The organism is Nonomuraea sp. NEAU-A123, assembly GCF_018603905.1.
GTDB lineage: Bacteria > Actinomycetota > Actinomycetes > Streptosporangiales > Streptosporangiaceae > Nonomuraea.
Genome location: NZ_JAHFZZ010000005.1, coordinates 108522 through 123388 on the forward strand (window position 1 = coordinate 108522; position 14867 = coordinate 123388).

Sequence of the window (14867 nt, forward strand, 5' to 3'; positions counted from 1 at the left end):
TTGATCGATGCGGCAGGGTGACACCGTCGCCATCGTCTCGCCGTCGGGCCCGCCGAACGCCATCCTGCTCAGACGGGGGGTCGAGCGCCTGGAGGGGCTCGGGCTGAAGGTCGTGGTCGGCGAGCACGTGCTCGGCCGCCAGGAGCTGCCCTACCTCGCCGGAGCCGACGCCTCGCGCGCCGCGGACCTGCAGGCCGCCTGGTGCGATCCGGCCGTCTCCACGGTGTTCTGCGCCAGGGGCGGCTACGGCGCGGCCAGGCTGCTCGGCCTGCTCGACTGGGCCGCCATGCGCGCGGCGGGACCCAAGACGCTCATCGGGTCCAGCGACATCACCGCGCTGCACCACGCGTTCGCGCTGGAGCTGGGCGTGCCCACGCTGCACGGTCCGATGCCGGCCTGCGACGTGATCGCCGACGAGAAGCGGCCCGAGCCGCGTACCTGGGAGCACCTGCGGGCCGCCCTGGCCCGCCAGGCGCCGCCGGTCGTCGGCGACCGCGTGCTGGCTCCCGGCCGGGCCGAGGGTGTGCTGGTGGGCGGTAATCTGTCGCTGCTCGCCTCCATGTGCGGCACGCGCTACCACCCGTCGTTCGCCGGCAAGATCGTGCTGCTGGAGGACATCGGTGAGGAGCCGTACCGGATCGATCGGATGCTCACCCAGTTAGTTCAGGCGGGCGCCTTCAACGGCGTGCGGGGGATCGCCCTCGGTTCTTGGGTGGACTGCGGAGATCCCTACCCCGTCCTTAAAGACCGGCTGCTGCCGCTCGGAGTGCCTGTCCTGGCGGGGTTGCCGGTGGGTCACGGCACACCACAGATGAGTGTGTGGCTTGGGGCTCTTGGGGCTATCGATACCGAATCGTGCTCGCTGGCTGGTCTGTTCCGCAACGAGGAGCAGGCAAGGTAGGAATACACGCATTGGGATGAAACGGACAGAGGGGACGCGGCGCGTGAACTTGTTCAAGCGTGACCGGGAGCCCTCTCGGCGGTCGATCGAGGACATCGATCTCGACTCGCTGCTCGGGCTCGTCGCCGAGTCCCTAGGGTACACCGGCGTCTTCGCCGCCGACGGCGCGTCGCTGACGCTGAGGGGCGACAGGGAGATCCTGGTCAGGCTCACCGGGTTGCGCCGCGAGGTGGGCCGCCGGCCCAGGGACGACTGGCCCATGCTGGTCTCCGAGCACCTAGCGAACGCGGTCGCGGCGGCCGACGAACTGCTCGACGTCTGCGACCTCGACCAGGTCAAGCCGCTGCTGCGGACCCGCGTCGAGGCGGTCGACGAGGTCGCCGACCTGACCAGGGTGGTGGGCCGCCATCTCAACGGCGACCTGGTCGAGCTGCTCACGGTGGGCTCCAGGCCGGTACGCCCCGAGGAGGCCGGCTGCTGGCCCGTCCCGTCGGGCCGGGCGCTAGAGCTGGCCATCACGAACGTCGGGCAGGACGAGCGGCTGGAACTCGAGGCCATCGAGCTGTCGGGCACGCCGGTGTGGCGCCTGACCGGCCGCACCCCGGCCGCGGCCACCCACCTGCGCTGGCTCGGCGACTACCTGCCGATACCCGCCGACGGGGTGCTCGTGGTGCTTCCGGACCCGTACACACTGATCGTGCACCCGGTCGACGGGATCGGCGTGGTGCGGGCGCTGGAGCGCCTGCGCGTGCACGCCGTACGCACCGACGGGCTCAGCCCGCAGGTCTACTGGTGGCACGAGGGACGGCTGACGCTCATCAGGGCGGACATCGTCCTGCAGGACGGCCTGGCCCGCCTGGTGGTGGCGCCGCCGCCGGAGTTCGCCAAGGTGCTGGCCCGGCTCGCCGTCTGACGGCCGGGCCGGTAGGGCTCAGCCGGGCTGGGAGAGCGCGCGGGCGGCGTGTACGAGGGGGACGTGGCTGAACGCCTGGGGGAAATTTCCCACCATCCGGGCGTATCGCGGGTCGTACTCCTCGGCCAGCAGGCCCACGTCGTTGCGCAGCGCCAGCAACCGCTCGAACAACTGCTTGGCCTCCTCCTTGCGCCCCTGCATGGCCATCACCTCGACCAGCCAGAAGCTGCACGCCAGGAACGCGCCCTCGCCGCCGGGCAGCCCGTCGACGTCGTTGTCCTCGGCCACCGGGTAGCGCAGCACGAAACCGTCGGACAGCAGCTCCTTCTCGATGGCCGCCACCGTGCCGGCCACGCGCGGGTCGTCGACCGGCAGGAACCCCACGAGGGGCATGAGCAGCAGCGCGGCGTCGACGTCCGGCGAGCCGTAGGACTGGGTGAAGGTGTTGCGCCTGGCGTCGAAGCCCTTCTCGCAGATCTCGGCGTGGACGGCGTCGCGCAGCTCCCGCCACCGGTCGACGGGACCGGTCCTGCCGAAGCGCTCCACGTACTGGACGGCCCGGTCGAGCGCCACCCAGCACATCATCTTGGAGTGGGTGAAGTGCCGGCGCGGGCCGCGTACCTCCCACAGCCCCTCGTCGGGCTCGTCCCAGTGCTCGGCCACGTAGTCCAGCAACTGGCGCTGGATCGCCCACGCGCGGTCGTCGGCGGCCAGGCCGGAGGTCCTGGAGACGAACAGACAGCTCATCACCTCGCCGTAGACGTCGAGCTGGAGCTGCTTGACGGCCTGGTTGCCGATCCTGACCGGCCGGGAGTCCTCGTAGCCGTCGAGCCAGTCGAGCTGCATCTCCGGCAGCCGGCGCTCGCCCGCGACGCCGTACATGATCTGCAGGTCCTGCGGGCGGCCGGCGATCGCGCGCAGCAGCCACGACCGCCAGGCGGCGGCCTCGTCCAGATAGCCGGAGTTGATCAGCGCGTCGAGCGTCATCGTCGCGTCGCGCAGCCAGCAGTAGCGGTAGTCCCAGTTGCGCACGCCGCCCAGGTCCTCGGGGATGGAGGTGGTGGGGGCGGCCACGATGCCGCCGGTGGGGTCGTAGATGAGGCCCTTGAGCGTGATCAGCGAGCGGACGACGGCCTCGCGGTACGGGCCTTCATAGGTGCATTTGGCCACCCATTCGGCCCACATCGCCTCGGTCTCGGCGAGCTGGGTCTCGGCGTGGATCCGCGGCGGCATCGGCTGGTGCGACGGGTGCCAGGTGAACACGAACGGCAGCCGTTCGCCCTCCTTGACGGTGAAGGTGGCGCGGTGCGCGTAGTCGCCGCCCTTGAGCGGGACGGGGGAGTGCAGCCAGATCGAGTCCGGGCCGCCGATCGCCTGCAGGTGGCCGTTGGTGCGGCGCACCCACGGCACGATCCTGCCGTAGTCGAAGCGGACCCTGAGCTGCGTGGACATCTCGACCGTGCCGGAGACGCCCTCGACGATGCGGACCACGTCGGGGTTGCGGTCACGCGGTGGCATGAAGTCGATCACGCGGACCGTGCCCGTCGGGGTGTCCCACTCGCTCTCCAGGATCAGCGTGTCGGGCCGGTAGCGCCGCCGCGTGGCGGCCCGCCTGCCGGTGGGGCCGAGCCACCAGTGGCCGTTGCGCTCGCTGCCGAGCAGCGCCGTGAAACAGGAGGGGGAGTCGAACCTGGGCAGGCAGAGCCAGTCGATGGAACCGTCTCTGCCGACCAGGGCCGCTGACTGCATGTCGCCGATGAGCGCGTAATCCTCGATCCGCATGTACCGACGCTACCGGCGGGAAGGCGATCTCGCGGCCGCTGCGCGCACGTCGCGTCGTGAGCGGGCGCGGCCGCGAGATCACGTCAGGGGGAACCGGCGGGCGAACAGCTGGGTCACCGGGCCGATGGCCAGGGCGTAGACCAGGGTCGCGATGCCGACCGTGCCGCCGAGCAGCCAGCCGAGGGCCAGCACCGTGATCTCGATGAGCAGGCGGCTGAGCCGGAGCGACAGGCCGAGCTGGGTCAGGCCGGTCATGATGCCGTCACGCGGTCCCGCGCCCAGCCCCGCGCCGATGTACAGGACGGTGGCCAGCGCGATCGACACCACGCTGAGCACCAGGTACAGCCAGCTCGCCGCCCAGTACGTGGCGGTGGGCAGCAGGTAGACGGCGGCGTCGGCGAACAGGCCCACGAAGACGACGTTGCTGATCGTGCCGAGTCCGGGCTTCTCCTTCAGCGGGATCCACAGCAGCATCACCAGCGCGCCGACCATGATGATGACCGTCCCGATCGACAGGCCCGTCCGCATGGCCAGGCCCTGGTGGAGGGCGTTCCATGGGGCGTTGCCAAGCCCGGAGTCGATCTGGAAGCCGATGCCCGTCCCGTACAACGCCAGGCCACCGTAGAGGCGCAGGAGGCGGATGGGCAGGGTGTTCGGGCGTGGGACGGATGCTTCGCTCATAGTGGTCTCAGAGTGGCAGGGCCACTGCTTGCCAAACCAGGGCCAATCCCGGAAAGTGGCCTTTATGAGGTTTTTGTCGGCGACGCAGGTGGCCAGGCTGGTGGACATCCCGGCGGGCGCCAGGCCGTACTACCGCGCGCTCGCCGACGCCGTGCGCGCGCTCATCATGGACGGCCGCCTGCCGGTACGGGTGCGCCTGCCCGCCGAGCGAGACCTGGCCCAGACGCTGGCGGTCAGCCGCACCACGGTAACCGCCGCCTACGACCTGCTGCGCGAGCGGGGTTACCTGGAGAGCAGGCAGGGCTCGGGAAGCTGGACCGTGCTGCCGGACCCGGCCATGTCGGCGGAGAACCCGTGGCTGTCCGTCGACGGCGACGGCCTCATCCCGCTGCACTGCGCCGCCCCGCCCGCGCCGTCGGCGCTGGCCGAGGCCATGACCGAGGCCGTGGCGGACCTGCCCAGGTACGGCATGGGCCACGGCTACGACCCGATGGGCCTGCTCGCGCTCAGGGAGCGGATCGCCGCCCACTACACCGGCCGCGGGCTGGCCACCAGGCCGGAGCAGATCCTCGTCGCCACCGGTTCCCAGCACGCGATCCAGCTCGTGCTCGGCCTGCTCGTCGGCGCGGGCGACCCGGTGCTCGTCGAGTCGCCCACCTACCCGCACGCCATGGACGTGGCCCGCCAGCGCGGCGCCCGGATGGTGCCCGTCGGCATCTCGCACGAGGGCTGGCAGGCCGACCTGGTCTCCTGCGCCATGCGCCAGTCCGCGGCCCGGCTGGCCTACCTGATGCCCGACTTCCAGAACCCGACCGGCGCGCTCATGGACGACGCCACCAGGGCCGCGATCGCCGGGGCCGCCAGGCGTACGGACACCATGCTGGTCATCGACGAGACCTGGTCGGAGCTGGCCCTGGACGAGGTGCCACGGACGGCGCCCATGGCCGCCTTCGACACCGACAGCAGGATGATCAGCATCGGCTCGGCCTCCAAGCTGTGGTGGGGCGGGCTGCGCATCGGCTGGGTGCGCACCACGGCCGCGCTGGCCCGCCGCCTGGCCGTGCACCGCGGGGCTGTGGACATCGCCAGCCCGGTCCTGGAGCAGCTCGTGGTGGCGCGGCTGTTCGACAGGATGGAGCAGACCAGGGCCGAGCGCCGCCGTACGCTGCGGGCCTCTCGCGACACGCTCGTCGCCGGGCTCCGCGAACGGCTGCCCGGGTGGAGCTTCACCGTGCCGAAGGGCGGCGGCACGCTGTGGGTGCGGCTCGACGGCGGCTCGTCCGTCGCCCTGGCCGACGCCGCGGCCCATCATGGGGTACGGCTCGCGCCAGGGCCCTGGTTCGGGCTGGAGGGCACGCTGGAGGGCTATCTGCGCCTGCCGTACACGCAGCCGCCCCAGGTGCTCACCGACGCCGTCACCCGCATCGCGGCGGCCCACGAGCACGGGCCCGTCGGCGCCAGGCCGCGGCTGCCCGACTCGCTCATGCCGATGGTCTGACCGGCCCGGCTCGCTCATGCCGATGGTCTGACCGGCCCGGCTCGCTGACGCCGATGGTCTGACCGGCCCCGGCTCACTCCGGCGGCTTGACGCCCCTGGCCAGCGGCGCGCGCCAGTTGTAGCGCATCGCGGCGATGCGCAGGACGAAGGCCAGTACGGCGGCGGCCAGCGTGGCGGGCCAGCCGTGCAGGTCGATCGTGTAGAGCGCCGCCATGGCCGCCGAGCCGAGCATCGCGGGCACCGCGTAGAGCTGGCGGTCGTACAGCAGCGTCGGGATCTCCCCGGCCAGCACGTCGCGCAGCATGCCGCCGCCGACGGCCGTCGTGACGCCGAGCAGGGCCGCGTGCAGGGGGTTGAGCCCGTAGTCGAGCGCCTTCTCGGTGCCCACCGCGCAGAACAGGCCGAGGCCCGCCGCGTCGAGCACCAGGATGGCGGGCATCACCTTGGCCACGTGCGGATGCCAGAAGAACACAATGGCCGTGGCCACCACCGGCACGAGCACGTAGCCGTTGCTCTGGAAGGCGGTGGGCCGGACGTTCAGGATCAGATCCCGCACGACGCCGCCGCCCAGGGCGGTCATCTCGGCGATCACCGCCATGCCCACCATGTCGAGCCGCTTGCGTACGCCCATCAGCGCACCCGACAGGGCGAAGACGAAGATGCCTACGAGATCGAGAATTTCCGACACAAGACTGATTTCTACCTGAAAGTGGTCGGATGGTGCTCAGCCATCAGCGCCCGCAGCCGCCGCGTGAACACCAGCAGCACCGCTCCGCCCACGATCGCCATCGCGGCCAGGAACAGGTAGTACGCGGGCTCGGACAGCACGGAGGTGAGCCGTCCGGTCTGCCCGCCGACCGCGTCGCCCACCGACACCGCGATGAACCAGATGCCGAGCATCTGCCCCTTGAACGCCCGCGGCGCCAGCTTGGTGGTGACCGAGAGCCCCACCGGGCTGAGCGACAGCTCGCCGAACACCTGGATCAGGTACACCAGCACCAGCCACCAGACCGAGACCTTGCCCGCCTCGGCCAGCCTGGCCGCCACCGCCATGACCACGAAGCTCAGACCCGCCATGAACAGTGCGAACGCGAACTTCTGCGGTGTGCTCACCCGGGTCCCCAGCTTGGTCCAGAGCGCCGCGAACACCGGCACCAGGATCAGGATGAACAGCGAGTTGAACGACTGCGTGGTCGCCGCCTGGATCGGGAGGCCGAACAGCGACAGGGCGGTGTTGTTCTGGGCGAAGAACAGCAGCTTGCTCGGCGCCAGATCGAAGATCATCCAGAAGATCGCGGCCGCCACGAAGAGCCAGATGTACGCCTTCATCCGCAACTGCTCGTCCTCGGTCAGATCGTGGCTGCCGAGCATGATGTAGCCGAAGTAGAGCACCGGCACCGTCAGCACCACGACCGTCACCACCACGGTGAACCTGGACAGCGTGAACGTGCCCGTCGCCACCCAGATCGCCATGGCCACCACGGTCAAGGCCACCGCGAACGAGACGATCTTGATGACCCGCGCCCGCTCGGGCGGCGTCAGTGGCAGACCGGGCTGGTCGCCGACGCCTCTGAGGCTCTTCCTGCCCAGGGTGTACTGCAGCAGGCCGAGTGCCATGCCGACCGCCGCCGCGCCGAAGCCGAGATGCCAGCGACCGCCCGCGGCCAGCCCGCCCACCACGATCGGCGCGATGAAGGCGCCGAGGTTGATGCCCAGGTAGAACAGCGAGAACCCGGCGTCCCTGCGCCCGTCGTCCTCGTCGCGGTAGAGCCGGCCGACCATGACCGAGATGTTCGGCTTGAGCAGGCCGGTGCCCGAGATGATCAGCAGCAGGCCGAGCCAGATGAAGGACGCCCCGCCGACCGGGAGGGCCATGCTGATGTGGCCGCACATGATGATGAAGCCGCCCCAGAAGACCGACCTGCGCGGGCCCAGCATCCGGTCGGCGATCCAGCCGCCGGGCAGCGCCACCAGGTAGATCAGCGCGCCGTAGACGCCGACGACCGCCTGCGCGGTCTGCTCGGTCATGCCGAGGCCGTGCTGGGCGGGTGAGGCCGCCATGAAGGTGGCGAGGATGGCGCGCAGGCCGTACCAGCTGAATCGCTCCCACATCTCGGTGCCGAACAGCGTCGCAAGGCCCCACGGATGCCCGAAGAACGTCCGTTCTTCCTTGCTCATGCGCCCGCCCCTTCTGTGTGCGATTCATTACTCTACGTGACGGTGATGCCCAGGCCTTGCCGCTACCCCGGTGGTGTGGTGCGATGCATGCCAGCTCAGCAAGTGACCACTGACTGGAGGCGGGTGCCATGGCGGATGTCCTCGAGGTCCGGGCGGAGATCGAGCGGTCAATCGCCGGTCGTACCGTATGCGGGCAGCTCAGCGAGCTCGCCGAGCGCTATCCGGACGCGCCCGCCTACTCCGATCCCGTCGACGGCGGCTGGAGCACGCTGAGTTACGGTCAGGCCAGGCAGCAGGTGTTGGAGATAGCGGCCGGATTCGCCGCACTCGGCCTGGAACCCGGCGAGTCGGTCGCCCTGATGATGGTCAACAGGAGCGAGCACGTGCTGGCCGACCTCGGCGCCGTGCACGCGGGCGGCGTCGGCTGCACCGTCTACTCGACGTTCGCGCCCGACCAGATCGCGTTCGTCGCCGCCGACGTGGGCGCCCGGATCGTGGTGCTCGGCGGCCCCGCCGAACTGGCCCGCTGGCGGCCGGTGCTCGGCGAGCTGACGGGACTACGCAAGATCATCATGCTGGAGGGCGTGCCCGACGACGACGACCGGTTCATGTCCTGGCCGGACTTATTGGAGCTGGGGCGCTCCGCGCTGGCCGCGCACCCGGAAGAGGTCGAGGCCCGCTGGCGCGCCGTGACGGCGGCCGACGTGGCCACCGTGCTCTACACCTCGGGCACCACCGGCAGGCCTAAGGGCGTCCCCCTCACCCACACGAACGTCTTCTACGAGGTCGAATCGACCGACCGCATCACCGCGCTGCCCGTCCAGGGCACGCAGATCTCCTACCTCACCTACGCCCACATCGCCGAGCGGGTCCTGAGCCTCTACCTGCCGCTGGTGAAGGTCTCCCACGTGCACTTCTGCACCGACCTGGCCAACCTCGGCGCCACGCTCGGGCAGGTCAAGCCGATGATGTTCTTCGGCGTGCCGCGCGTGTGGGAGAAGATGATGGCCCGCCTGCTGGCGGTCCTGGCCACCCAGCCGGAAGAGCAGCAGGCCGCCGTACGCCAGGCCATGGCGGCCGGCGTCGCCTACGTCGAGGCCGGGCAGTACGGCGGCACGATCACCCCCGAGATCAGGGCCGCCTACGAGCAGGCCGACTCCTCGCTGCTGTCCATCATCCGCGGCATGATCGGCTTCGACCGCGCCGAGTGGACCGCCACCGGCGCCGCGCCGCTCCCCGGCGAGGTGCAGCGCTTCTACGCCGGTCTCGGGCTGAAGGTCATCGACGTGTACGGCATGACGGAGACGACCGGCGCCTTCACCGGCAACGGTCCCGCCTGCTACCGCCTCGGCACCGTCGGCCGGGCCGAGGCGGGTGTCGAGGTCCGCATCGCCGCCGACGGCGAGCTTCTCACCCGCAGCCCGCTGAACACCCGCGGCTACCTCAACCGCCCCGAGGAGACCGCCCAGCTCATCGACGACGAGGGATGGCTGCACACCGGCGACATCGGCACGGTCGACGACGACGGCTTCTACCGCGTCGTCGACCGCAAGAAGGAGCTGATCATCACCGCCGGCGGCGAGAACATCTCCCCGGCCGAGATCGAGAACCACCTCAAGGAACACCCCCTCATCGGCCAGGCCCTCGCCTACGGCGACAACCGCGCCTACCCGGTGGCCGTGCTGACGCTCGACGCCGAGGTGGCGCCCGGCTGGGCGCAGGCGCGCGGCATCACGTTCGGCTCGCTCGCCGAACTGGCGGAGCACTCCGACGTGCTCAAGGAGGTGGAGGCCGCCGTCGTGGTGGCCAACGCCAAGCTGGCCAGGGTGCAGCAGGTCAAGCGGTGGGCGCTGCTCGGCACCGAGTGGACGGCCGAGACCGAGGAACTGACGCCCAGCCTGAAGCTCAAGAGGCGGGTCATCCACGCCAAGTACGCCGACGTCATCGAGGGGCTGTACTCCGGCTGATCCTTTGCCGTTGAGGGCGTGAGTCGTGGTCGTGGTCATTACCGGGTGGTTCCTACCGTCTCGGTCATGATCAGAAGTCTTCTTCTCGTCTCGCTCGCGGCGGGGGCGCTCACGGTGCCCATACCGGCGTCCTCTGCCGCGACCGAGCTCGCGATTCGTGAGATCAACGTACGACCGGCAAGCCCTGTGGTCGGGGCCGGGAACTCCGTCCGGCTGGTGATCGACGTGATCGCCAAGGGGGTGAGGGGGAGAGACGGGGTGACCATCCAGGTGGAGCCCGGGTCCACGCCCGATGCCACGGACTCTGTCACCGGCGGATCCCTTGTCACCTCCAAGCCCTCCTCGCCCAGCACCGGGGTGCTCGCGCCCGGTCCCACCGGGTCTGCCGCGACAGGCCGGTCCGCCACAGCGGCTCCGGCCTCGGCCTCGCGCGCCGCCGTCGGCGGGCACCGTGGCGCCTTGCGCACCGCGGTCGCCAGGCCCGATGGCGCCTTGCGGGTAGCGGTCGGCGGGCCTGGTGGCGCCTCTCGCGTCCAGGAGCTTCCCGCCGCTCTCCGGCAGCCCAGTGGGCACGCCCGTCTGGCCGTACGGACCGACTGGGACACGCGACCGGCTTACGACGGGCGGCCCACGGATGGCGTGCGACCCTCCACGGCCCCCGCGCAGGGCGCGAACACGGCCCCCGCGCAGGGCGCGAACGCGGCCGTCCACCCCGACTCAGACGTCAAGACGGCCATCAACCTCGCCCCGGGCGGAGAGGCCACCGTGGACCCTGCCGGGGGCGTCGGCACGGCTACTACGGAGCCCGGCCGCGCTGGGTGGCCGGGCTGGTTCGGGCCGGGCGTCTGGGCGGCGGCCAGGGAGCCGCAGCCCCGCCCCGTCAACGTGGAACCCGCGCCGGCACTCATGCCGGTGTGGCGTACGACGCCGGGCGGGATGCGGATGAGGGACAACTGGCAGACCTGGCGGTTCCTCCCCGACAAGGTACTCACCCGCTTCTACCCGTCGGGAACGTGGACGATCACCGCCACCGCGACCGGCGACGACGGTACGAGCGTGACGCGGCATCAGACATTCCAGCTCAAGCGCGAGACCAAAATGTCGTCCGTACGGGCGGAAAGGGCGGGCGCCCCCGATTCCGTACGGCTGCACGGCTCCCTGACCAGGGTGGACCCGCGCGGATACGCGGAATACGCGCCGTTCGCGGACCAGCGGGTGGAGATCTTGTGGCGCGCGGAGGCCGACGACGAGTGGGAGCGGGTGGCGGTCACGACCACCGGCGAGACGGGCGACTTCGCCAAGACGGTCCAGGGACGCGCCGGCGGCTACTGGCGGGCCCGCTACCTGGGAACCGCCCACTACGCCTCCAAGATCTCCCGAATCCACGAAAGCTCTGAATAATCGGATAAAAGGATAAAAATCGTGCGATAAAGCCCATCGGATGAATTGTCGTTGCACGATTGTGATCGAGAACTTCGCAACTTTTCCTTGCCTTTAGGCGTCATTGGCGTTGACGTGTTCTGTCCTTGGGGCGCGTTCTCCTACGGGGAAGGAAGTTCATTCATGATGCGACGTCTCGCCGCCGGACTGGCGGTGGCTGCTCTGGGCGCCACGGTCGTGGCGACCGCCGCCACGCCGGCGCTGGCCGATCCCGGGTTCGACGGTGGTCACACCCGCCTGACGCTCGACGCCAACCCCGAACCGGCCTGGCGCGGCAAGCCGCTGACGCTCGAAGGCAAGCTGTCGGTGGAGTGCGAAGAGGACTACATCAGCGGTTTCGTGTCTGTCCACAACGCCGACTACTGCAAGGAGTCGGAGTCGTGGCACCGCCTGGGCTGGAAGCGGATCGCGATCCTCTTCCAGGCGGACGGCAGCGGCCGCTGGGAGTACGTGGAGTCGGTCAAGACCAGCGGTGACGGCTACTTCTCCACCCGCGTCCCCGCGTACACCTCGGGCACCTGGAAGGCGGTCTTCGAGGGAGCCAAGTGGCTCGACGGCGCGCAGGCCACCGACTGGGTGAAGGTCGTCGGCCGCCGCCACTGACCACACACCCGGCTCGCGAACGCCCGGTCCCCGAAATGGGGCCGGGCGTTTTCGCTTCTGTACCGGCAAGGGCCGACCGGCTTCGGGGCCCGACTCGGAAGCGCTTGTGGCCGCAGGGCCGGGTCCCGGCCGGAAGCGGCTGGTTCATGCTCCGGGGTGCGGTTCCTCCCGGTAGAGCACCAGGTGCTCGTGGTAGAGGACGCCGTCGCGGATGTCGCCCGTCGCGGTGAACCCGGTGTCGTCCACGTAATCCAGATGGGCGCCCGTCACCGTGTAGCGGCCGGTGTAGGCGCTGCGCCGATCGCCGCGAGCTTCGTCGTAGCGGCCGTTCGCCAGCAGTTCCTGCCGGATGTAGCCGTCGGCCGTCACCCACATGCCGACCACGTTCACGTCGGCTGCCTCGCTGGACATCGCATCCCCCTCGTCGGTTGTCTGTTCCGGGGTCAGTCTCCCGTCGGCCGGAAGCCGGTGACAGGCTGAGCTTTTCCTGGGTGCGCGACCCCCAGGCAGCCGCCGTTTTTGTACGTCCCGCGGCTTCGCTTCGGCTAGTGCCGCATCCTTGAGACCTGCCGCACCCGTACCGCTGATGGCCGTGTGTCGGGCGATCGTGGTGCTGATGTCCGCGCAGGCCGGCCAGCTCCCGGACATCGCGCATCTCCTGACCGTCGCCGACGGACCGCGCGCTTCCAAGGCCGCGATCTCGAGGCGGGGGCCCTAGACAGCGGCTCGTGGGGCGGGCTTGAGGGCGCGTCGGCGTCCGGGCGGCGGCATCCCTGATGCGGCGGCCTCCGGAGGAGACGGTCTCGAAGCCGCGATCCTGAGGGCGCGTTCGTGATATCGCGTCCGTGAGACCGCGGTCCTGAGGCCCAAGCCATGTGGCTCTCAGCCGAGGTTCGCGGTGATGGCGTAGAGTCCCGCGGGTGATCGAAGAACCTTTAGCCGGGGGTGGGGTCAACTCGGTCGTCCGGGTCGGTGACACCGTCCGGCGGCCGACCGGTCCGTGGACGCCGGCCGTGCACCGTCTGCTGGAGCACCTCGCCGCGGCCGGGTTCAAGGGGGCGCCCCGCGCTCACGGGCTGGACGAGGCCGGTCGGGAGGTCCTCGACTTCGTCCCGGGTGACGTTGCGCACTACCCGGTGCCCGCCTACGCCTGGAGCGACGCCGCGCTGGAGGCGCTGGCCGTACTCATGCGGGCCTATCACGACGCCACCGCGGACTTCACGGAACAGGACGCCGAGTGGTACTTCCCGGCGCGCGAGCCGGCCGAGGTCGTCTGCCACGGTGACATCGCGCCCTACAACTGCGTCTACCGCGACGGCCTGCCGGTGGCGCTCATCGACTTCGACACCGCCCATCCCGGGCCGCGCCTGTGGGACGTCGCCTACGCCGCCTACCGGTTCGTCCCGCTGTCGGCCGTCGGCAACGGCGAGGCCGTACTGCCGGTGACCGAGCAGGCCAGGCGGCTACGACTGCTCGGCGACGCCTACGGCCTTTCCGACGACGAGCGGACGGCGCTGCCCGAGATGGCGGCGGAACGGCTGCGGGCGATGGTCGACCACATGCGGCAGCAGGCCGCAGCCGGGAACGAGGCGTTCGCCGCCCACCTGGCCGCCGGGCACGCCGACCTCTACCGGACGGACATCGAACACATCACCCGCCACGCCACCACGTTCCGGCACCCCTAGCCAGGAATCACCTGATCACGAGCCGCGTTGTCGTCGGGTGACTTGTCGGTTTTGGGGGCGGCCGGAAGGCCGACATAGGCTGGCGTTCTAGCGATAGACAGGAGGTGACGCCATGTTGCGAGACTCGTTCGGACGGGTGGCGACGGATCTGCGGGTGTCCCTCACGGACAAGTGCAACCTGCGCTGCACCTACTGCATGCCACCCGAAGGGCTCGACTGGCTGCCCAACGCCCAGCTCCTCACGGCCGACGAGATCGTCAGGCTGGTCACGATCGGCGTCGAACAGCTGGGTGTCACCGAGGTCCGCTACACCGGGGGCGAGCCGCTGTTGCGCCGCGAGCTGCCCGACATCGTCGGCCGTACCGCCGCGCTCAGCCCCAGGCCGCAGGTGTCCCTGACGACCAACGGCATCGGGCTGGCCCGGCTGGCCGGGACGCTCGTCGAGGCGGGTCTCGACCGGGTGAACGTCTCGCTGGACACGCTCGACCGCGACACGTTCAAGCGGCTCGCGCACCGCGACAGGTTCGAGGACGTCATCGCCGGGCTGAGCGCCGCCCATGACGCGGGTCTGCGTCCTGTCAAGGTCAACACCGTACTGATGCGCGACGTCAACGACCACGAGGCCGTGCCGCTGCTGCGCTACTGCCTCGAGCAGGGCTACGAACTGCGCTTCATCGAGCAGATGCCGCTCGACGCCCAGCACGGCTGGACCCGTGAGGGCATGGTGACCGCCGACGAGATCCTCGCGCTGCTGTCGGTCTCGTTCGACCTCACGCCCGACGACCTCGAGGAGCGCGGCAGCGCTCCCGCCGAGCGGTTCCTGGTCGACGGTGGGCCCGCGCGGGTGGGCGTGATCGGGTCGGTGACGCGCCCGTTCTGCGGCGCGTGCGACCGCGTACGGCTGACCGCCGACGGGCAGATCCGCAACTGCCTGTTCGCCACCGAGGAGTCCGATCTGAAGACGCCTCTGCGGGACGGCGCCTCCGACGAGGAACTCGCCGCCCGCTGGATCGCCGCCGTCTCGCGCAAGCGCGCCGGGCATGGCATCGACGACCCGTCGTTCCTCCAGCCGTCCCGGCCGATGTCGGCGATCGGCGGCTAGCCTCTTTTCTCGTACGTTGTACGGAACGGCTGGGCCTTCTCCATACGATGTGCGGGAAGGAGTCACCGCTCGGCGAGAGTTGTGTGCCGGGACGGGGTGGCCGGTTGGCTCCCGGCC

The 14867-nt window shown here is 70.4% G+C and carries 14 protein-coding genes; 9 read left to right on the forward strand and 5 right to left on the reverse strand.

All coding sequences use genetic code 11. The features are described 5' to 3' along the window. Positions 1-7 precede the first annotated feature (7 nt). The gene (locus tag KLK06_RS16215) at positions 8-901 is read left to right on the forward strand and encodes an LD-carboxypeptidase (protein WP_214636305.1); all 894 of its coding nucleotides are present in this window, start codon (positions 8-10) and stop codon (positions 899-901) included. 43 nt (positions 902-944) lie between these two features. Next, positions 945-1814 carry a hypothetical protein gene (locus KLK06_RS16220; RefSeq protein WP_214636306.1) on the forward strand — a complete coding sequence of 290 codons (870 nt, stop codon included), beginning with the start codon at positions 945-947 and terminating at the stop codon, positions 1812-1814. Positions 1815-1832: 18 nt separating this feature from the next. Here the strand turns inward: KLK06_RS16220 and KLK06_RS16225 are convergent, their stop codons facing one another. Both KLK06_RS16225 and KLK06_RS16230 read right to left on the reverse strand, forming a co-directional pair. Then, positions 1833-3596: a glycoside hydrolase family 15 protein gene (locus KLK06_RS16225; protein WP_214636307.1), complete on the reverse strand. Its 1764-nt coding sequence runs from the start codon at positions 3594-3596 to the stop codon at positions 1833-1835. A gap of 78 nt (positions 3597-3674) precedes the next feature. Further along, positions 3675-4277 (reverse strand): YitT family protein, encoded by a 603-nt coding sequence (locus KLK06_RS16230; RefSeq protein ID WP_214636308.1) that lies wholly within the window; start codon positions 4275-4277, stop codon positions 3675-3677. Between the two features lie 64 nt (positions 4278-4341). Here KLK06_RS16230 and KLK06_RS16235 point away from each other — a divergent pair, with 64 nt between their 5' ends. Next, positions 4342-5775, forward strand: coding sequence for a PLP-dependent aminotransferase family protein (locus KLK06_RS16235; protein ID WP_214636309.1), 1434 nt, complete (start codon positions 4342-4344; stop codon positions 5773-5775). 73 nt (positions 5776-5848) lie between these two features. Here KLK06_RS16235 and KLK06_RS62335 read toward each other — a convergent pair whose 3' ends face one another. Together KLK06_RS62335 and KLK06_RS16245 are read right to left on the reverse strand one after the other, a co-directional pair. Further along, the gene (locus KLK06_RS62335) at positions 5849-6463 is read right to left on the reverse strand and encodes a trimeric intracellular cation channel family protein (protein WP_214636310.1); all 615 of its coding nucleotides are present in this window, start codon (positions 6461-6463) and stop codon (positions 5849-5851) included. Positions 6464-6474: 11 nt separating this feature from the next. Further along, the gene (locus KLK06_RS16245) at positions 6475-7953 is read right to left on the reverse strand and encodes a peptide MFS transporter (protein ID WP_214636311.1); all 1479 of its coding nucleotides are present in this window, start codon (positions 7951-7953) and stop codon (positions 6475-6477) included. Positions 7954-8081: 128 nt separating this feature from the next. On the opposite strand from KLK06_RS16245, the gene KLK06_RS16250 reads away from it, so the two are divergent. The 3 genes from KLK06_RS16250 to KLK06_RS16260 all read left to right on the forward strand — a co-directional run bounded on the left by KLK06_RS16250 (position 8082) and on the right by KLK06_RS16260 (position 11963). Then, a complete protein-coding gene (locus KLK06_RS16250; protein ID WP_214636312.1) occupies positions 8082-9920 on the forward strand; it encodes a long-chain fatty acid--CoA ligase in 1839 nt (612 codons plus the stop codon). A gap of 66 nt (positions 9921-9986) precedes the next feature. Continuing rightward, positions 9987-11321 (forward strand): hypothetical protein, encoded by a 1335-nt coding sequence (locus KLK06_RS16255; protein WP_214636313.1) that lies wholly within the window; start codon positions 9987-9989, stop codon positions 11319-11321. A 162-nt stretch (positions 11322-11483) separates the two neighbouring features. Then, entirely contained in the window at positions 11484-11963 is a 480-nt protein-coding gene (locus tag KLK06_RS16260; protein WP_214636314.1) for a hypothetical protein, read from the forward strand. Between the two features lie 144 nt (positions 11964-12107). On the opposite strand, the gene KLK06_RS16265 is transcribed toward KLK06_RS16260, so the two are convergent. Beyond that, entirely contained in the window at positions 12108-12374 is a 267-nt protein-coding gene (locus KLK06_RS16265) for an Atu4866 domain-containing protein (RefSeq protein WP_214636315.1), read from the reverse strand. A 175-nt stretch (positions 12375-12549) separates the two neighbouring features. On the opposite strand from KLK06_RS16265, the gene KLK06_RS61460 reads away from it, so the two are divergent. The 3 genes from KLK06_RS61460 (at position 12550) to moaA (ending at position 14750) form a co-directional block, all read left to right on the forward strand. Further along, the gene (locus KLK06_RS61460; RefSeq protein ID WP_284735018.1) at positions 12550-12681 is read left to right on the forward strand and encodes a hypothetical protein; all 132 of its coding nucleotides are present in this window, start codon (positions 12550-12552) and stop codon (positions 12679-12681) included. A 202-nt stretch (positions 12682-12883) separates the two neighbouring features. Next, complete coding sequence (locus KLK06_RS16270; protein ID WP_308168281.1) at positions 12884-13648, forward strand: aminoglycoside phosphotransferase family protein; 765 nt, start codon at positions 12884-12886, stop codon at positions 13646-13648. Between the two features lie 112 nt (positions 13649-13760). Further along, a complete protein-coding gene (moaA, locus tag KLK06_RS16275) occupies positions 13761-14750 on the forward strand; it encodes a GTP 3',8-cyclase MoaA (protein WP_214636316.1) in 990 nt (329 codons plus the stop codon). Positions 14751-14867: the final 117 nt, after the last annotated feature.